Genomic DNA, 14,642 nt, shown 5'->3' on the forward strand with positions numbered 1-14,642 from the left:
GCGCTCCCGCGCAGGACTCGGCACAGGCGGCGCCCATGGGATTCTGGTCCAAGACCTTCACCTGGTGGAACGGGGCGACGTGGGGTACGTCGCTATGGACTCGCCGCTTTGGCGATGAGGCCGGACGCGACGATGCCGGCAACGTTTACTACCGCAGCAAGAAGGATCCGCGGCGGCGCTGGGTCATCTACGACGGCGCCAATGACGGCAGTCGCGTGCCGCCGGCGTGGCAGGCGTGGCTGCGCGGAACGATCGACGACGTGCCGAACAAGGCCTTGCCGCCGGTGCGCAAGTTCCAGACCCCGCCAGAGCCGAATCTCACGGGCACGATGGCGGCCTTCCGCCCCGACGGCGCGCTTGGATCGGGCCGCGTGCGCCCGGCCTCGACCGGGGATTACGAGCCCTGGATTCCCGAATAATCGTGCGCTTCGCCACGCCCGCGATCCTGACCTGCGCCCTTGCCCTCGCGGCTTGCGGTGAAGGCGAGGACAGCGCCGAGAACAATAGCGCGCCGGTGATTACCAACGCCGCCGCGCCGGCCAGCGTCAATCAGCCCGGCGTGACCCCGATGGCGCAGCGCGTCGCGGTCATGGGCATCCTCAACAAACGCAACGGGATCACCCAGTCGGTAGCCCTGCGGCCGGGCCAATCGGTCCGGTGGAAAAACCTGATCGTCCGCCTGCGCGCCTGCGAGGCGAGCGCGCCGTGGGAGAATGAGCGGCTGACCGGCGCCTTCGTCCAGGTCGACGTGCAGCGTCCCGACAGTAATTGGCAGCGGGTCTTTTCGGGCTGGCTGTACAAGGAATCGCCATCGCTCAACGCGGTCGAGCACCCGGTCTATGACGTCTGGCCCAAAAGCTGCGAAATGACATATCCGGCTGCGCCCGGCGTGCCAGCGGCGCCGGTCGCTTCGAGCAACCGGTCGAGCGCCGCGAGATCGGGCGGTGCCGAAGGCGAACGCGCCAATGCATCCACCAGCACCCCGGCGGCCGAGCCGGACACGGCCGCGCCGCCGCCCAGCGCCGCGGACAGCAACGCGACATAGGCTTCGCGGGGCACGTTGACCGCGCCCATCGAGGCGAGGTGATCGGTCATGAACTGGCAATCTAGCAAGGTAAAGTTTCCAGCCTTGAGCCGCGCCACCAACCAGGCCAGCGCGACCTTCGACGCATCGGTCATCCGGCTGAACATGCTTTCGCCGAAGAAGGCACGGCCAAGCTTCACGCCGTAAAGGCCGCCGACCAGCCGGCGATCGTGCCAGACCTCGATCGAATGGGCATGGCCCGACGCGTGCAACGCAAGCATCGCGCGCTCGATCTCGGCATTGATCCAGGTTTCGTCGCGTTCGGCGCAAAGGCGGATCACCTCCGCGAAGTCATGGTCGAGAGTGACGTCGAACGTGCCGGCGCGAACGGTACGGCGAAGCGACCGCGAAAGGTGGAATTTATGCAGGGGGATAACGGCGCGCATGCGGGGCTCGACCCAGAACAGCTCTGGCGCGTCGCGGCTGTCAGCCATGGGGAAGATGCCGTTGGCGTATCCTTGGAGCAGGAGGCGGGGATCGAGGCGGCTCATGCCTGGCCGCTCTTCAGAGGATTTCGCGCACGACGTCCTGCGGCCGGCACAAGCGCACGCCCTTTTCGGTCTCGACCAACGGCCGATTGATGAGGATCGGATGCGCCACCATTGCGTCGAGGACGTCATCATCGGTGACGTCGCCGCGCTGAAGATCGAGTTCGGCGACCAGACTTTCTTTCGCGCGAAGGCCCTCGCGCGGGGTGATCCCGGCGCGGCCATACAGTCGCTCAAGCTCGCCGCGGCTTGGCGGCGCCTTCAAATATTCGCGGACGTCGACATCGTAACCCGCCTCGCGGAGGATCTCGAGCGTCTTGCGCGACGTTCCGCACGCAGGATTGTGATAAATCGTGGCAGTATTGGTCATCCGACTTTGCTTTGCGATTCAGCTGGTTGAATCCTTGTTTAATCCGGACCCGCGACTTTCTCGCTAACCCATTGTCGCGCTTGCGGAACGATGCGGGTCAATCGTCGTTCCTGCGCATGTGACATGCCCCTCCTTCGGGCACCCGGAGGCATGTCCCGGCAAGTTTAATACACGGGAGAAAGTCATGAAGAAATCCATCCTCGCGATCACCCTGGCGAGCTCGGTCGCATTGACCGCGTGCGCAGGCAACCGCAATGCCGGCAACATCGCCGAAGGCGCCGCTTATGGTGCGGGCGCGGGCGTTGTCGCCGGCGCGGTCCTGCCTGGCGTCAGCGTCATTGAAGGCGCCGCAGTCGGTGCGGCCATTGGCGGTCTTGCTGGCGGCGTGTGGGCCGACAACAACAATGACGGCTATGTCGACGGTTATGTCCAGAACGGCACTTATTATGCCGGTCAGCCGCAGGGCTACGACCCGACGCTCCGCCGCGTCGCCACTGGCGCGCTCGGCGGTGCCGCAATTGGCGCGGTCGCCGGCGGCGTGATCCCCGGACTCAGCACGCTCGAAGGCGCGGTGATCGGCGCTGCGGTCGGCGGTCTCGCCGGCGCGATCTGGGCCGACCAGAATAATGACGGCCGGGTGGACGGCTACGTCTACAACGGCCAATATTACTCGGGTCAGCCCGCTGGCGGCACGATGGCTCCGGCACCGACCTATTCGTCGCCGGCCCGGAGCGGCGAGCGCGGCTAAATGGATCGTTCATCAAGGGTCGTCCTTGATGCGCGCTCCGTAAGGTCGGAGTTGAAGTGAAACATTTGCGTATTGCGCGCACCGGCCTTGGGCCGGTGCGCCTCTATTCAAGGTTGAGTGGCGTCGCGGCGGGTTTGGTGCTGGCCGCGGCGCCCTTTTCCTATGCCCACGCCGCGCCGGCAAAAGGCAAGGCGCGGGCGGTTGCCGCTGCGCCGGCGCCCGCCGCGCGTGTCAGCGTCGCGGACTTCTATCGCGCCCGCCAAGGCGCGCCGTTGTGGCTGAACAAGGCATCGGGCGATGCGGCCCAGCAGTTGTTCCTGATGCTCAGCAATGCTCGGCTCGACGGCCTCGATCCCCAGAATTATCGCGTCACGGCGCTGCAGGATGCATTGGCCAAGGCATGGAACGGCGACCGGCAGGCGGTCCTTCGTGCCGACCAGATGCTGTCCGAAGCCTTTGTCGCGTACGTTCGGGATCTTCGCCGCGACCCTGGCGGAATCATCTACGTCGACCCTGAGTTGAAGCCGGCCGCACCGTCGCCCTTCACCCTGCTTGCCCAGGCTGCGACGTCGCCTGACCTGCCCGGCTTCATTCGATCGATGAAGTGGATGAACCCCACCTACGCCGAGCTTCGCCAAGCGCTGATGCGACACAATTACGCCTCCGCGCACGAGCGGCAGCTGCTGATGGTCAACCTCGAGCGCGCGCGCGCGCTGCCTGCCGACAAGCGCCGCTACATCGTCGTCAACATCGCCGCCCAGCGGCTGACGATGTTCGAGGATGGCAAGCCGGTCGATTCGATGCGTGTCGTCATCGGCCAGACCAAATATCCGACGCCGATGATGAGCGGCCTCATCCGCTATGCGGTGCTCAATCCGTATTGGAACTCGCCCGCCGATCTGACCGCCGAGCGCGTGGCACCGAGCGTGCTTCGCGAAGGCACCAAGTTCCTTGACAAGAAAGGCTACCAGGTCCTGTCGGGCTGGAGCGAGAATGCCGTGGTCGTCGATCCCGCGACCGTCGATTGGAAAGCCGTCGCGGAGGGTCGAACCGAGATTCGCGTGCGCCAGTTGCCGGGACCCGAGAATGCCATGGGCCGGGTCAAGTTCATGTTCCCCAACGAACAGGGAATCTGGCTTCACGACACGCCCGACAAGCAGCTGCTCAACGAAGCGGCACGACTTTACAGCGGCGGCTGCGTGCGGCTGGAAGATGCGCCGCGCCTGGGCGAATGGCTGTTCGGCCGGCGGCTGGAGCCCAATGGCGAGGCGGCGGAGCAGCCGATCGCGCTATCGACCCCGGTGCCGGTCTACCTGACCTACCTGACCGCGATTCCGGAAGGCGCCAGCATCGCGTATTTCAAGGACGTCTACGGGCACGACAAGGCGAAGCTAGCCGGCGCGTCTGGCGATCGGTTAGCCGCCCGCTAGGCATCAGTTAGGCGCCCAGTCGGGGTACCAGGTAATATCCTGCGCAATCGCACGTCCGCGGTCGTCGCGGGCGGGCCGAAAACGGACATGCTGCAGCGCGAGCTGACACATCAGGGAATCGGTCACCCCGTTCCCGCTCGACTGCGCGATCCGGCAATTCGACGGCGACCCATCAGGGTTGACCTTGAGCGTGATGCCGACGCGTCCGCGGCTTTGCCCACTTACCGCGACCAGGCGGCGATATTCGCGGTTGGGTATGCGAGAGATGCGCTGCGCCGGCGTGAATTTCGAATAATCGACGCCGCCGCCACCACGTCCGCTGCCCGATCCTCCGGCACCCATGCCGGTGCCGGCATTCGCAGCGCCGGCGGTGGGCGCGCTGCCCGTCCCCGCGATGGGCGCTGCGGCAATCGGGGTTTCCACCGGAATGCGCGGCGTTGGGGCAACGACCGGCGTCGGCTCGGCGCGCTTGCCGGCGGCGCCCTCCTCAAGCTCGACTCGCTTGGCTTCGCTCGCCGGCGGCGGCGGGGGCGGCGGCTCTGGCGGTGGCGGCAGGCGGACGTCGATCATCTGCAGCTTCTCGACGGCGCGCTCGGCGAAACGCACGTTCAGGCCAGTCAGGATCGCCGCGGCAAGCGCCGCATGGATTGCCGCGACGGCGACCATCGCCTTGGCGCGGGAACGGGGATCGGCTGTTCCGCGATAACTCGACATCCGCTTCGCCTCACAGGCACCGCCATCCGCAACGCGCATGCGCATGGAAAGGTGGCGCTTTTGACTTCGCTCTACCGCGCGGCGCGGGCGAGCGCTATCGCCCGGGTATGACCGTCAAGGCTGCGTTTCTCTACGACAATGGCCGCCGGCTCAAGGAAGTCGGCTTGGATCAGCCCAACCCGTGCGCGAACGATGATGAGTTCGTGTGGATCGGGCTCGAAGATCCCACGGAAGAAGAGCTCGGCAAAGTCCAGGAGCGGTACGGCCTTCACCCGCTCGCGGTCGAAGATGCCGCGCATGCGCATCAGCTGCCCAAGGTCGAGGTTTATGGCGAGCAACTGTTCGTCGTGGCCCGCACTGCCGCGCTCAAGGACGACCGCATCGAATATGGCGAAACCGCAATCTTCGTTGGCCACAACCATATCATCAGCGTGCGCCATGGGTCGGCGCGGCCGCATACCGAATTGCGCAAGCGCCTCGAATCCGCGCCAGTCCTACTCGCCCATGGCGTCGATTACGTGCTTCACGGAATCCTCGACTTCGTGGTCGACGGTTATTTCCCGATCGTCGAGGAGATCGAGGAAGACGCCATCGAGCTTGAGCATTGCGCCACGACCGCGCATCTCAAGCGCAGCGACATCGCCCGGCTTTTCGCGCTACGCCGGGAGCTCATTCGCTTCCAGCGCATCCTTGGGCCGATGGCGGATGTGTGCGCCAAGCTCGTCCGGCTCGACCTGCCGAATATTGACGAAGCGACGCGGCCCTACTTTCGGGACATCCAGGACCACGTCACCCGGTTGGGCTCGCGGGTCGACGCGCTTCAGGAAATCCTGCGCTCGGTGTTCGAACTCAGCATGTTGTTCCAGCAGGAGCGGCAGAGTGAGACGACGCGCCAGCTTGCGGCGTGGGCAGCGATCCTCGCCGTGCCGACCGCCATCGCCGGCATTTACGGAATGAACTTCGATGTCATGCCCGAACTCAACTGGCGCTACGGCTATTTCGTCGTTCTGGGCGTGATCGCCACGATCTGCGTTGCGCTCTACGTCCAGTTCAAGCGCGCCGGCTGGTTATGACGACGCTCAGCCCTGTTGCCGCGCGAGCCAGTTTTCGAGCCACTTGATCGTATAGTCGCCGGCCAGGAATTCGGGATCGCGCACCAATTTCTGGTGAAGCGGCACCGTGGTCTTCATCCCCTCGACGACGAATTCCTCGAGCGCTCGGCGAAGTCGCTGGATGCAGGCATCGCGGTTGGATCCGTAAACGATCAGCTTGCCGATCATGCTGTCGTAATAAGGCGGGACCTTGTAGCCGGTGTAAAGGCCGCTATCGACGCGCACGTGCATGCCCCCCGGCGCGACGTAATTCTTCACGGTCCCGGGTGACGGCGCAAAGGTCTCCGGATCCTCGGCATTGATGCGGCATTCGATCGCGTGGCCGCTGAGCACGATCTGGTCCTGCGTGTAGGACAGGCCTTCACCGGACGCGACGCGGATCTGTTCGCGGACCAGGTCGATACCGCTGATCATCTCGGTCACCGGATGCTCGACCTGCAGCCGCGTGTTCATTTCGATGAAGTAGAATTCGCCCTTCTCGTATAGAAACTCGATCGTGCCCGCGCCGCGATAGCCCATCTCGCTCATCGCCTTGCGCACGACTTCGCCCATGCGTTCGCGCTCTTCGGCGGTGATGACGGGGGAGGGCGCTTCCTCGAGCACCTTTTGGTGGCGGCGCTGGAGCGAGCAGTCGCGCTCGCCGAGGTGGATCGCGCCGCCTTTTCCGTCGCCGAACACCTGGAATTCGATGTGGCGCGGATCAGCGAGATATTTTTCCATGTAGACGGTGTCGTCGCCGAACGCCGAGCGCGCTTCCGATGCCGCCTGGCTCATCAGGCTTTCAAGCTGCTCCTCGGCCTCGACGACCTTCATGCCGCGCCCGCCGCCGCCCGACGCCGCCTTGATCAGCACCGGATAACCGATCTCGGCCGCCAGCTCGTGCGCCTGTTTGACCGTGTCGATGGCGCCGGCGGAACCGGGAACCAGCGGCAGGCCCAGCTTGGCGGCGGTGCGCTTGGCCTCGATCTTGTCGCCCATCGTGCGGATATGCTCGGGCTTCGGTCCGACCCAGATGATGTTGTGCGATTCGACGATTTCGGCGAACTGCGCATTTTCGGACAGGAAGCCGTAGCCGGGGTGGATGGCGTCGGCATGGACGACTTCGGCGGCCGATATGATGTTGGGAATGTTTAGGTAGGAATCGGTCGCTGGCGGCGGACCGATGCACACGGTCTCGTCGGCCAGGCGGACATGCATTGCATCGGCGTCCGCGGTCGAATGCACGGCAACCGTCTTGATGCCCATTTCGTGGCAGGCGCGGTGGATGCGCAGCGCGATCTCGCCACGGTTGGCGATGAGGAGTTTCTGGATCTTCATGCCGCGTCGCGTCAGCCGATGACGGCGAGCGGCTGGTCGAATTCGACCGGCTGGCCGTCGCTGACCATGAGCTTCTTGACGACACCCGCGGCGGGCGCGGTGATCGGGTTCATCACCTTCATCGCCTCGACGATCAGCAGCGTGTCCCCCGCCTTGACCGTGTCGCCGACCGCGACGAACGGCTCGGCGCCGGGCTGCGGCGAGAGGAAAGCAGTGCCGACCATCGGCGACTTGACCGGCGTTCCGCCGATGTCTTCGGGAGCCGCAGCAGGCGCGGCGGGTTCGGTAGCATTTGCGGCGACGGGCGCCGGCGCCGGCGCTGCCGCTGCCGGCGCTGCAGCAGCAGAAACCACGGCGGCCGGCTCGCGCTTGACCTTGATTTTGCGGTCGCCATCCTCGACTTCGATCTCGGTCAGCTCATTCTCGGTCAGGAGTCGGGCGAGCTCGCGCACCAAGGCGGGCTCAATACGCATTCCGCCGTTCTTCTCGCCCTTGGCGGATTCGGCCATCCTCACGATCCTCTTAAGTTCCGGCGCTGGGCCATGTCGCGGGCGATCCCTTGCAGAGCCAGTCCGCCGCGTCCAGAGGATCTGCGCTCAATTGCGCCGGCGCGCCACCCTTCCTATCTGCACCTTCTGATGAGTGTCGACGGCTCCCTTTCCATCCGCATCAACGGCGAAAATCGTCATGTCCCCGGCGGTATCACCATCGCGCAGATGCTGAACGAGCTCGGGCTCGATCCCCAGCGCGTGGCGGTCGAGCGCAATCTCGAGATCGTTCCGCGCTCGACGCTGGGCGAGGCGTGCGTCGAGGACGGCGACGATTTCGAAGTCGTGCATTTCGTCGGAGGCGGCTGACGTGACCGTGCAGAATAACATTGCCGCCGACAGCTGGACGGTTGCGGGGCGGACGTACACGTCGCGACTGATCGTCGGCACCGGCAAGTACAAGAGCCTCGAGGAGAATGCCGCGGCGGTCGAAGCCTCGGGGGCCGAGATCGTCACCGTTGCGGTGCGCCGGGTCAACGTGTCCGACCCCAGCCAGCCGCGTCTGACCGACTTCATCGATCCCAAGAAAATCACTTACCTGCCCAACACCGCGGGCTGCTTCACTGCGGAGGAGGCGATCCGCACGCTCCGGCTGGCGCGCGAGGCGGGCGGCTGGAACCTCGTCAAGCTCGAGGTGCTGGGTGAGGCCAAGACGCTCTACCCCGACATGCGCGAAACGCTTCGCGCGACCGAAGTCCTGGTCAAGGAGGGCTTCGAGCCGATGGTCTATTGCGTCGATGATCCGATCGCCGCGAAGCAGCTGGAAGAAGCCGGCGCGGTGGCGATCATGCCCTTGGGCGCGCCGATCGGCTCCGGCCTCGGCATCCAGAACCGCGTGACCATCCGCTTAATCGTCGAGAACGCGGGCGTGCCGGTGCTGGTCGATGCCGGCGTCGGCACCGCGAGCGATGCCGCGCAGGCGATGGAGCTGGGCTGCGACGGGGTGCTGATGAACACCGCCATCGCCGAAGCCAAGGATCCGCTGCTGATGGCGCGGGCGATGAAGGCGGCGGTCGAGGCAGGGCGACTGGCCTACCTCGCCGGGCGGATGCAGAAGCGCCGCTACGCCGATCCCAGCAGTCCCCTGGCAGGGCTGATCTAGCAACGGCGCGGGCACGCTGCGCGTTTGTCGCGAATGGCCTCGTCCCTCCCCGATTTTGCCGCCGAGCGCGCGGCGATGGTCGAACATCAGTTGCGCCGCCGCGGCATAGCCGACGCGCAGATCCTCGACGCCTTTCGCACGGTGCCGCGTGAGGCATTCGTCGACGAGGATCAGCGCCATCTCGCTTATGGCGACCATCCGCTTCCGATTGCCGCGGGGCAGACGATCTCGCAGCCCTACATCGTCGCACTGATGATTCAGGCCGCGGGCATCGGGCCGGGGGACCGCGTGCTCGAAGTCGGGGCGGGATCGGGCTATGCCGCGGCGGTCATCGCGCAGATCGCGCGCGACGTGGTGGCGATCGAGCGGCAGCCGGCGCTTGCAGAATCGGGGCGAGAGCGCCTCTCGCGCCTGGGCTATCCTAATATCGAGATTGTCGAGGGCGACGGCACGCTCGGCTGGCCGCAAGCCGCGCCGTTCGACGCAATCCTCGCCGCGGCAAGCGGGCGCCATGTCCCGCCGCCATTGATTGCTCAGCTCGCCCCCGGCGGGCGGATCGTGATGCCGATCGGCGCTGCTGGCGACGCGCAGGAGCTGGTGCGCGGGGTCATGCAGCCCGATGGGACGCTTCGACTGCACCGGCTTGCTGAAGTCCGCTTCGTGCCGTTGATTGGCGCCGAAGGTTGGGACGAACGATAGCTGGCGCCGCGGGACCGGTCCGATCCGGAGCAAGCCTGTGGATAATTTCCCGCGATCCGTTCGTTGTCAGGGCGGAGCAAATCAATGCCGAACAGATGTAAATCGAAGACGGGTAGCTTCGGCGCGCATTTCGATGAGCTGGTGAAGCACTTTCCACGAGAGACACGTGCGGAGCGAAAATCGCGCGACGATGAGGCTGCGCGCCGCGAGCAGCGCGACATTCATGCCTTGCTGTTCGAACGTGCGTGGCAGGTCGAGCAGACCAAGCCTTAGTCTCTCGACGCCGCCCGCAATTTTGCGATGGTCGTCGCGTTGCTGATCACTTCGACGTCGGTCTTGCAGTGGAGAAGGCGGATGCCCTTCTGCTCCAACGCGCGGTCGAGCGCGGGGGCGAAATCCGCCGTCGCGTCTACCGTTTCCGCCCAGCCGCCGAAGGCGCGGGCGAGTGCGGCGAAATCGGGATTGCGGAGTTCGGTGGCGCTTATTCGCTCCGGATATTCGCGCTCCTGGTGCATGCGGATCGTGCCGTAGCTGGCGTTGTCGACGAGGATGACGAGCAAATCGGCGCCATATTGCGCGGCGGTCGCCAGCTCCTGCCCGTTCATCAGGAAATCGCCATCGCCCGCGACGCAGACAACAGGCCGGTCCTTGAAGCGCAGCGCGGCGGCAACCGCGGCGGGGAGGCCATAGCCCATCGTCCCGCTGGTCGGCGCGAGCTGCGTCGGCTGCGGGCCGTAGCGCCAGTAACGATGCCACCAGCCCGAGAAATTGCCCGCACCGTTGCAGACGATGGTATTGGCGGGGAGCCGCTCGCGCATCGCGGCGACGCACGGGCCGAGGTCGAGCGCGACACCCTCGCGGGCGGACGGGGTGGACCAGTCGAGCCATTCGCGGTGGGCTTCCTCGCCTGCGGAAAAGCGCACGAGATCGGGGTCGCGCCAGTCGTCGACCATCTCGGCGAACTCGCCCATGTCGGCGCAGATTGGCAGATCGGCGTGATAGACGCGGCCGAGTTCGTTGGGGTCGGGGTGGACGTGGACGAGCGTCTGGCCGCGATGGTCGGGGGTGATCAACGTATAGCCGTCGGTGGTGCTTTCCCCGAGCCGCGCACCGACGGCGATGATGAGGTCGGCATCGCGGATGCGTTGCTGCAGCTTGGGGTTGGGGCCGTAGCCGAGCTGGCCGGCATAAACGCCGCAATCGTTGGCGATTGAATCCTGGCGGCGGAACGCGGCTGCGACGGGGATTCCGTGGCGGAACGCGAAATTGCCGAAATGATGCCCGGCGCGCGGACTCCAGTCGGCGCCGCCGACGATCGCGACCGGATTGGTCGCTTCCTTGAGCAGTTCGAACAGCGCTTGGATTGCACCGGGATCGGGCGCTTCGGCGACCGCTGGGACGGGCGGGCGGTCGGGCACGTCGACCTCATCGCGCAGCATGTCTTCGGGCAGCGCCAGCACCGCGGGGCCAGGGCGCCCCGCAGTCGCGACGCGGTAGGCGCGCGCGACATATTCGGGAATGCGCGCCGCATCTTCGATCCGCGCCGCCCATTTGGCGATCGGGCCGAAGAAGGCCGGAAAGTCGATCTCCTGAAAGCCCTCACGGTCGCGGTCGCCGCGCGCAACATCGCCGATGAACAGGATCATCGGGGTCGAATCCTGAAAGGCGACATGAACCCCGCCGCTGGCGTTGGTCGCGCCGGGCCCGCGGGTGACGAAGGCGATGCCGGGGCGCCCCGTCATCTTGCCGTCGGCGTCGGCCATGTAGGCAACTCCGCCTTCCTGCCGGCACACCACGGTGTCGATCTCGGGCGTGTCGTGCAGCGCATCAAGCACCGCGAGGAAGCTTTCGCCCGGTACGGTGAAGATGCGGTCGCAGCCGTTGGTCACGAGTTGGTCGACGAGGATGCGGCCGCCGGTGCGTTTGGTCATGCGGGGCCGTTAGCGGCGTCCGTAGTCCCAGTCCATTTTCCACAAGACAACGGCGTGTCCGGCAACGAACGCGCTGAAGGCGAGCGCTGCTGTGATCCACCAAGCCGCGGAGTCCGAATCCGTCAAGAACAAGCCGCCGATCCCGAATGAAATCATCGTCAGATAGGTGACGGCGAGGACGATCTTCCCCTGCCAAGTGATGGGTCGGAATCTAAGGATTCCGTCTGGTCGGAACCAAGGCTCAGGCACAGCTCACGCCTGATGAATCGCCTTCACCACCTGGTAGCTCTCCAACCCTTCCTTGCCGCCCTCTGAGCCGAAGCCCGAATCCTTGACCCCGCCGAACGGCGCGTCGGCGACCGAAATCGCGAAGGTGTTAATGCCGACCATGCCGCTTTCGACCAGGTCGCCGATCAAGTTCGCGCGGCGGCCGTTTTCGGTGAAGGCGAAGGCGGCAAGGCCGTAGGGCAAGCGGTTGGCTTGCTCGATTACCTCGTCGAAGCTGTCGAACGGGCGCGACACCGCGACGGGACCGAACGGCTCCTCGTTCATGATCTCGGCCTCGTTGGGCACGTCGGCGAGGAGCGTCGGTTGGAAGAAGAAGCCGCCTTCCCCGCGTTCGCCGCCCGCCAGCAGCCGCGCGCCTTTGGCTGTCGCATCCTCGATCAATTTGCCGACCGCGTCGGGGCGGCGGGCGTTGGCGAGCGGACCCATGCGCGTGTCACCTTCGAGGCCATTGCCGATCTTCACCTTGGCGGTGCGTTCCGTGAAACCCTTGAGGAAGGCATCGTAGATCCCGTTCTGCACGTAAAAGCGGGTCGGCGAGACGCACACCTGGCCCGCGTTCCGGAATTTCTGCGGCACGACCATGTCGAGCGTCTTTTCGAGGTCGCAATCGTCGAAGATCAAGACCGGCGCGTGGCCGCCAAGCTCCATCGTCACGCGGGTCATGCTGTCGGCGCACAATTTCATCAGATGCTTGCCGACATTGGTCGACCCGGTGAAGCTGACCTTGCGGATGGTGCGGCTGGCGATCAGCGTCGAGCTGATGAAATTCGCCTCGCCGTGGACCAGCTGCGCGACGCCCTTGGGAATGCCGGCGTCGGCGAGGCAGCGGAACATCTCGGTTGCGCAGCCGGGCGTTTCGTGTGGCGGGCGGCTGATCACCGGGCAGCCCGCGGCGAGCGCCGCCGCGACCTTCTTAGCGAGCAGATAGATCGGGAAATTCCACGGGGTGAAGGTCGCGACCGGGCCGACCGGCTGCTTGATCACACGCGACAGCTGCCCCGCCGGGCGGACCAAAGTGCGGCCGTAGTCGCGCTTGATCTCCTCGGCATACCAATCGAACAGTTGCGCGCTGCCGAGCACTTCGGCCTTGGCTTCGGCGAGGATCTTGCCCTGTTCCTGCGTCAGCGTCGCCGCGATGAGGTCGATCCGCTCGCGCATGATCGCGGCCGCCTTGCGCAGGATCGCGCCGCGCTTCTCGACATCGGTCGCGCTCCATTCGGGCCAAGCGCGGTCGGCGGCGGCGAGCGCCTCTTCGAGGTCGGCCTTGGTCGCGTAGGGTACCTGCGCGATGGCGTCGGCGGTGACTGGATTGACGACATCATGCGCATCGCGGCCTTCGCCCGATTTCCACGCGCCATCGATGAAGAGCTGGAGGTCGGTTTCATATCCCATGCGGCGCGCTCTACGCCTGCCTTGAACGCGCTTCAACGGCTCGCTAGGCGTCCACGCGAAGGAGAAGCCCGAATGACCAAGCAGGAACTCGCCGCCAAGATGCAGGAAAACAGCGCCTGGGTTCCGGGCAAGAAGGTCAAGATCGACTTCGGCGGCGAGCAGGGGGCGATCATGCTCGACGGAACCGCCGAGCAGGTGTCCGAAATCACCTCGGATGCGAACATGGCGGACACGACGATCAAGGTCACCTGGGACGATTGGCAGCACCTCGCCGCGGGCCAGCTCGACGGCATGACCGCCTTCATGATGGGCAAGCTCAAGGTCGAAGGCGACATGTCCAACGCGATGCAGCTGCAGGGCGTGCTGGCGAAATTGAAGGGGTGACTTAGCCCTCTCCCCTTGCGGGAGAGGGTCGACTTGCCGCGGCGAGCGGGGTGAGGGGTGTGCCGCCGTCTCGATAATCCTCTCACCCTTCCGCCGCTCCGCGGCTTCCTCCCTCTTCCTCAAAGGGGAGAGGGGCTATTTCAACCAGTCGCGGACGGCCGCCGCGCGATCGCGGGCGACGGGCGCTTCGAGCCCGCCGTCGAGCCGTAGCCGCAGGCTGCGGCCGTCGCGCGCCCGTCCGATCACCGCATCGCGTGCGACCCACCAGCTGCGATGAACGCGAAGGCCGTCGGCGGCGCCGAGCTCGCGCTCTGCGTCGGCCATGCGCATCAGGATCAGCACGCTTTGTCCGCCAGGGCCGTGCGCGCGGACATAATGGTCTTCCATCTGGAGCGCATTGAGCTGCCCGTTCCAATGCCCCGGCAGCCGGTCGAGGAACGGCGCCGGCGGTGGGGCTTGGGGTTGCGCTCGCGCCGGCTCGGCGGGCGCTGGCCGCGCCGGCCACAGCAGAACAAAGACGGCGCCGATCAACGCGCCAATCAGGGAAACCTGGAAATAAAGCTGCATCAGGACTTCGAGCCGGATCGCGTGACCGAAGCGGACCCCGCCGAGCCATAGCATTGCAGCGCTCGCCGGAAAGGCGGCGATGGCCACTGCAATCAGTAGCGCCGGCATGGCCCCGAGCCCAAGCCGCTCGCCCGCCGCCAGGACCAGGAGCGAGATTGGACGGAAGATCGCATAGCCAAGGAAAGCAGCCGGCATCCAATATTCTAGGCGCGCGCCGAATCCGCCGAGCTCGAAGCTTCCGAAGGGACCGAGCGCCGCAAGGATGAGGGCGATCACCGCCAGTAAGGCGAGTTCGCCGGCGAGCGCTCGCGGCCCCGGCCAGTGCGCGCTGACGCCCGGTTCACGCATCGCCAATTGGATACCCCTTTCGAAACGCGCGATTCACGAACGCATGCGGCAAATTAGCGAAGGCAAGGTTGGCGGCCAAGCGCAGCTCGGGAAGGCATGCGCGATACTTTTCAAGATGGG

General features: G+C 65.8%; 15 protein-coding genes and 2 pseudogenes. 9 read left to right on the forward strand and 8 right to left on the reverse strand.

Annotation, left to right across the window (positions count from 1 at the left end; genetic code table 11):
• Positions 1 to 35: 35 nt before the first annotated feature.
• Both H9L13_RS03445 and H9L13_RS03450 read left to right on the forward strand, forming a co-directional pair.
• Positions 36 to 419 (forward strand): NADH:ubiquinone oxidoreductase subunit NDUFA12, encoded by a 384-nt coding sequence (locus H9L13_RS03445; RefSeq protein ID WP_187539063.1) that lies wholly within the window; start codon positions 36 to 38, stop codon positions 417 to 419.
• Between the two features lie 170 nt (positions 420 to 589).
• A pseudogene (locus H9L13_RS03450) lies at positions 590 to 802 on the forward strand (DUF2155 domain-containing protein); the annotation flags it as partial.
• 35 nt (positions 803 to 837) lie between these two features.
• Here the strand turns inward: H9L13_RS03450 and aat are convergent.
• Both aat and arsC read right to left on the reverse strand, forming a co-directional pair.
• The gene (aat, locus tag H9L13_RS03455; RefSeq protein ID WP_187539065.1) at positions 838 to 1,575 is read right to left on the reverse strand and encodes a leucyl/phenylalanyl-tRNA--protein transferase; all 738 of its coding nucleotides are present in this window, start codon (positions 1,573 to 1,575) and stop codon (positions 838 to 840) included.
• Positions 1,576 to 1,588: 13 nt separating this feature from the next.
• Positions 1,589 to 1,942, reverse strand: coding sequence for an arsenate reductase (glutaredoxin) (arsC, locus tag H9L13_RS03460; RefSeq protein ID WP_187539067.1), 354 nt, complete (start codon positions 1,940 to 1,942; stop codon positions 1,589 to 1,591).
• Positions 1,943 to 2,126: 184 nt separating this feature from the next.
• Here arsC and H9L13_RS03465 point away from each other — a divergent pair, with 184 nt between their 5' ends.
• Positions 2,127 to 2,690: a YMGG-like glycine zipper-containing protein gene (locus H9L13_RS03465; protein WP_187539070.1), complete on the forward strand. Its 564-nt coding sequence runs from the start codon at positions 2,127 to 2,129 to the stop codon at positions 2,688 to 2,690.
• A gap of 56 nt (positions 2,691 to 2,746) precedes the next feature.
• Positions 2,747 to 4,120 (forward strand): L,D-transpeptidase scaffold domain-containing protein, encoded by a 1,374-nt coding sequence (locus H9L13_RS03470; protein ID WP_187539072.1) that lies wholly within the window; start codon positions 2,747 to 2,749, stop codon positions 4,118 to 4,120.
• Between the two features lie 3 nt (positions 4,121 to 4,123).
• Here H9L13_RS03470 and H9L13_RS03475 read toward each other — a convergent pair whose 3' ends face one another.
• On the reverse strand, positions 4,124 to 4,834 hold the full coding sequence (locus H9L13_RS03475) for an energy transducer TonB (protein ID WP_187539075.1): 711 nt from the start codon (positions 4,832 to 4,834) through the stop codon (positions 4,124 to 4,126).
• Positions 4,835 to 4,941: 107 nt separating this feature from the next.
• On the opposite strand from H9L13_RS03475, the gene corA reads away from it, so the two are divergent.
• A complete protein-coding gene (gene corA, locus H9L13_RS03480) occupies positions 4,942 to 5,907 on the forward strand; it encodes a magnesium/cobalt transporter CorA (protein ID WP_187539077.1) in 966 nt (321 codons plus the stop codon).
• Positions 5,908 to 5,913: 6 nt separating this feature from the next.
• Here corA and accC read toward each other — a convergent pair whose 3' ends face one another.
• Positions 5,914 to 7,263 carry an acetyl-CoA carboxylase biotin carboxylase subunit gene (gene accC / locus H9L13_RS03485; RefSeq protein WP_187539079.1) on the reverse strand — a complete coding sequence of 450 codons (1,350 nt, stop codon included), beginning with the start codon at positions 7,261 to 7,263 and terminating at the stop codon, positions 5,914 to 5,916.
• A gap of 11 nt (positions 7,264 to 7,274) precedes the next feature.
• Complete coding sequence (accB, locus tag H9L13_RS03490) at positions 7,275 to 7,772, reverse strand: acetyl-CoA carboxylase biotin carboxyl carrier protein (protein WP_187539081.1); 498 nt, start codon at positions 7,770 to 7,772, stop codon at positions 7,275 to 7,277.
• A gap of 129 nt (positions 7,773 to 7,901) precedes the next feature.
• On the opposite strand from accB, the pseudogene thiS reads away from it, so the two are divergent.
• The 3 genes and pseudogenes from thiS (at position 7,902) to H9L13_RS03510 (ending at position 9,885) form a co-directional block, all read left to right on the forward strand.
• Positions 7,902 to 8,913 (forward strand): annotated as a pseudogene (thiS, locus tag H9L13_RS03500) (sulfur carrier protein ThiS).
• 33 nt (positions 8,914 to 8,946) lie between these two features.
• Positions 8,947 to 9,612 carry a protein-L-isoaspartate(D-aspartate) O-methyltransferase gene (locus H9L13_RS03505; protein ID WP_235091140.1) on the forward strand — a complete coding sequence of 222 codons (666 nt, stop codon included), beginning with the start codon at positions 8,947 to 8,949 and terminating at the stop codon, positions 9,610 to 9,612.
• An 84-nt stretch (positions 9,613 to 9,696) separates the two neighbouring features.
• Positions 9,697 to 9,885, forward strand: a complete 189-nt coding sequence (locus tag H9L13_RS03510; RefSeq protein WP_187539085.1) for a hypothetical protein — start codon at positions 9,697 to 9,699, stop codon at positions 9,883 to 9,885.
• Here the strand turns inward: H9L13_RS03510 and H9L13_RS03515 are convergent.
• The gene (locus tag H9L13_RS03515; RefSeq protein WP_187539087.1) at positions 9,882 to 11,543 is read right to left on the reverse strand and encodes a thiamine pyrophosphate-binding protein; all 1,662 of its coding nucleotides are present in this window, start codon (positions 11,541 to 11,543) and stop codon (positions 9,882 to 9,884) included. The genes H9L13_RS03510 and H9L13_RS03515 overlap by 4 nt on opposite strands.
• A 252-nt stretch (positions 11,544 to 11,795) precedes the next feature.
• Positions 11,796 to 13,223 carry an NAD-dependent succinate-semialdehyde dehydrogenase gene (locus H9L13_RS03520; RefSeq protein ID WP_187539089.1) on the reverse strand — a complete coding sequence of 476 codons (1,428 nt, stop codon included), beginning with the start codon at positions 13,221 to 13,223 and terminating at the stop codon, positions 11,796 to 11,798.
• Between the two features lie 72 nt (positions 13,224 to 13,295).
• Between H9L13_RS03520 and H9L13_RS03525 the strand changes: the two genes are divergently transcribed.
• Positions 13,296 to 13,607, forward strand: a complete 312-nt coding sequence (locus H9L13_RS03525; protein ID WP_187539091.1) for an SCP2 sterol-binding domain-containing protein — start codon at positions 13,296 to 13,298, stop codon at positions 13,605 to 13,607.
• Between the two features lie 135 nt (positions 13,608 to 13,742).
• On the opposite strand, the gene H9L13_RS03530 is transcribed toward H9L13_RS03525, so the two are convergent.
• Positions 13,743 to 14,522: a LytTR family DNA-binding domain-containing protein gene (locus tag H9L13_RS03530; protein ID WP_235091281.1), complete on the reverse strand. Its 780-nt coding sequence runs from the start codon at positions 14,520 to 14,522 to the stop codon at positions 13,743 to 13,745.
• Between the last annotated feature and the right edge of the window lie 120 nt (positions 14,523 to 14,642).

This window comes from Sphingomonas lutea, assembly GCF_014396785.1.
GTDB classification, from domain to species: domain Bacteria; phylum Pseudomonadota; class Alphaproteobacteria; order Sphingomonadales; family Sphingomonadaceae; genus Sphingomicrobium; species Sphingomicrobium luteum.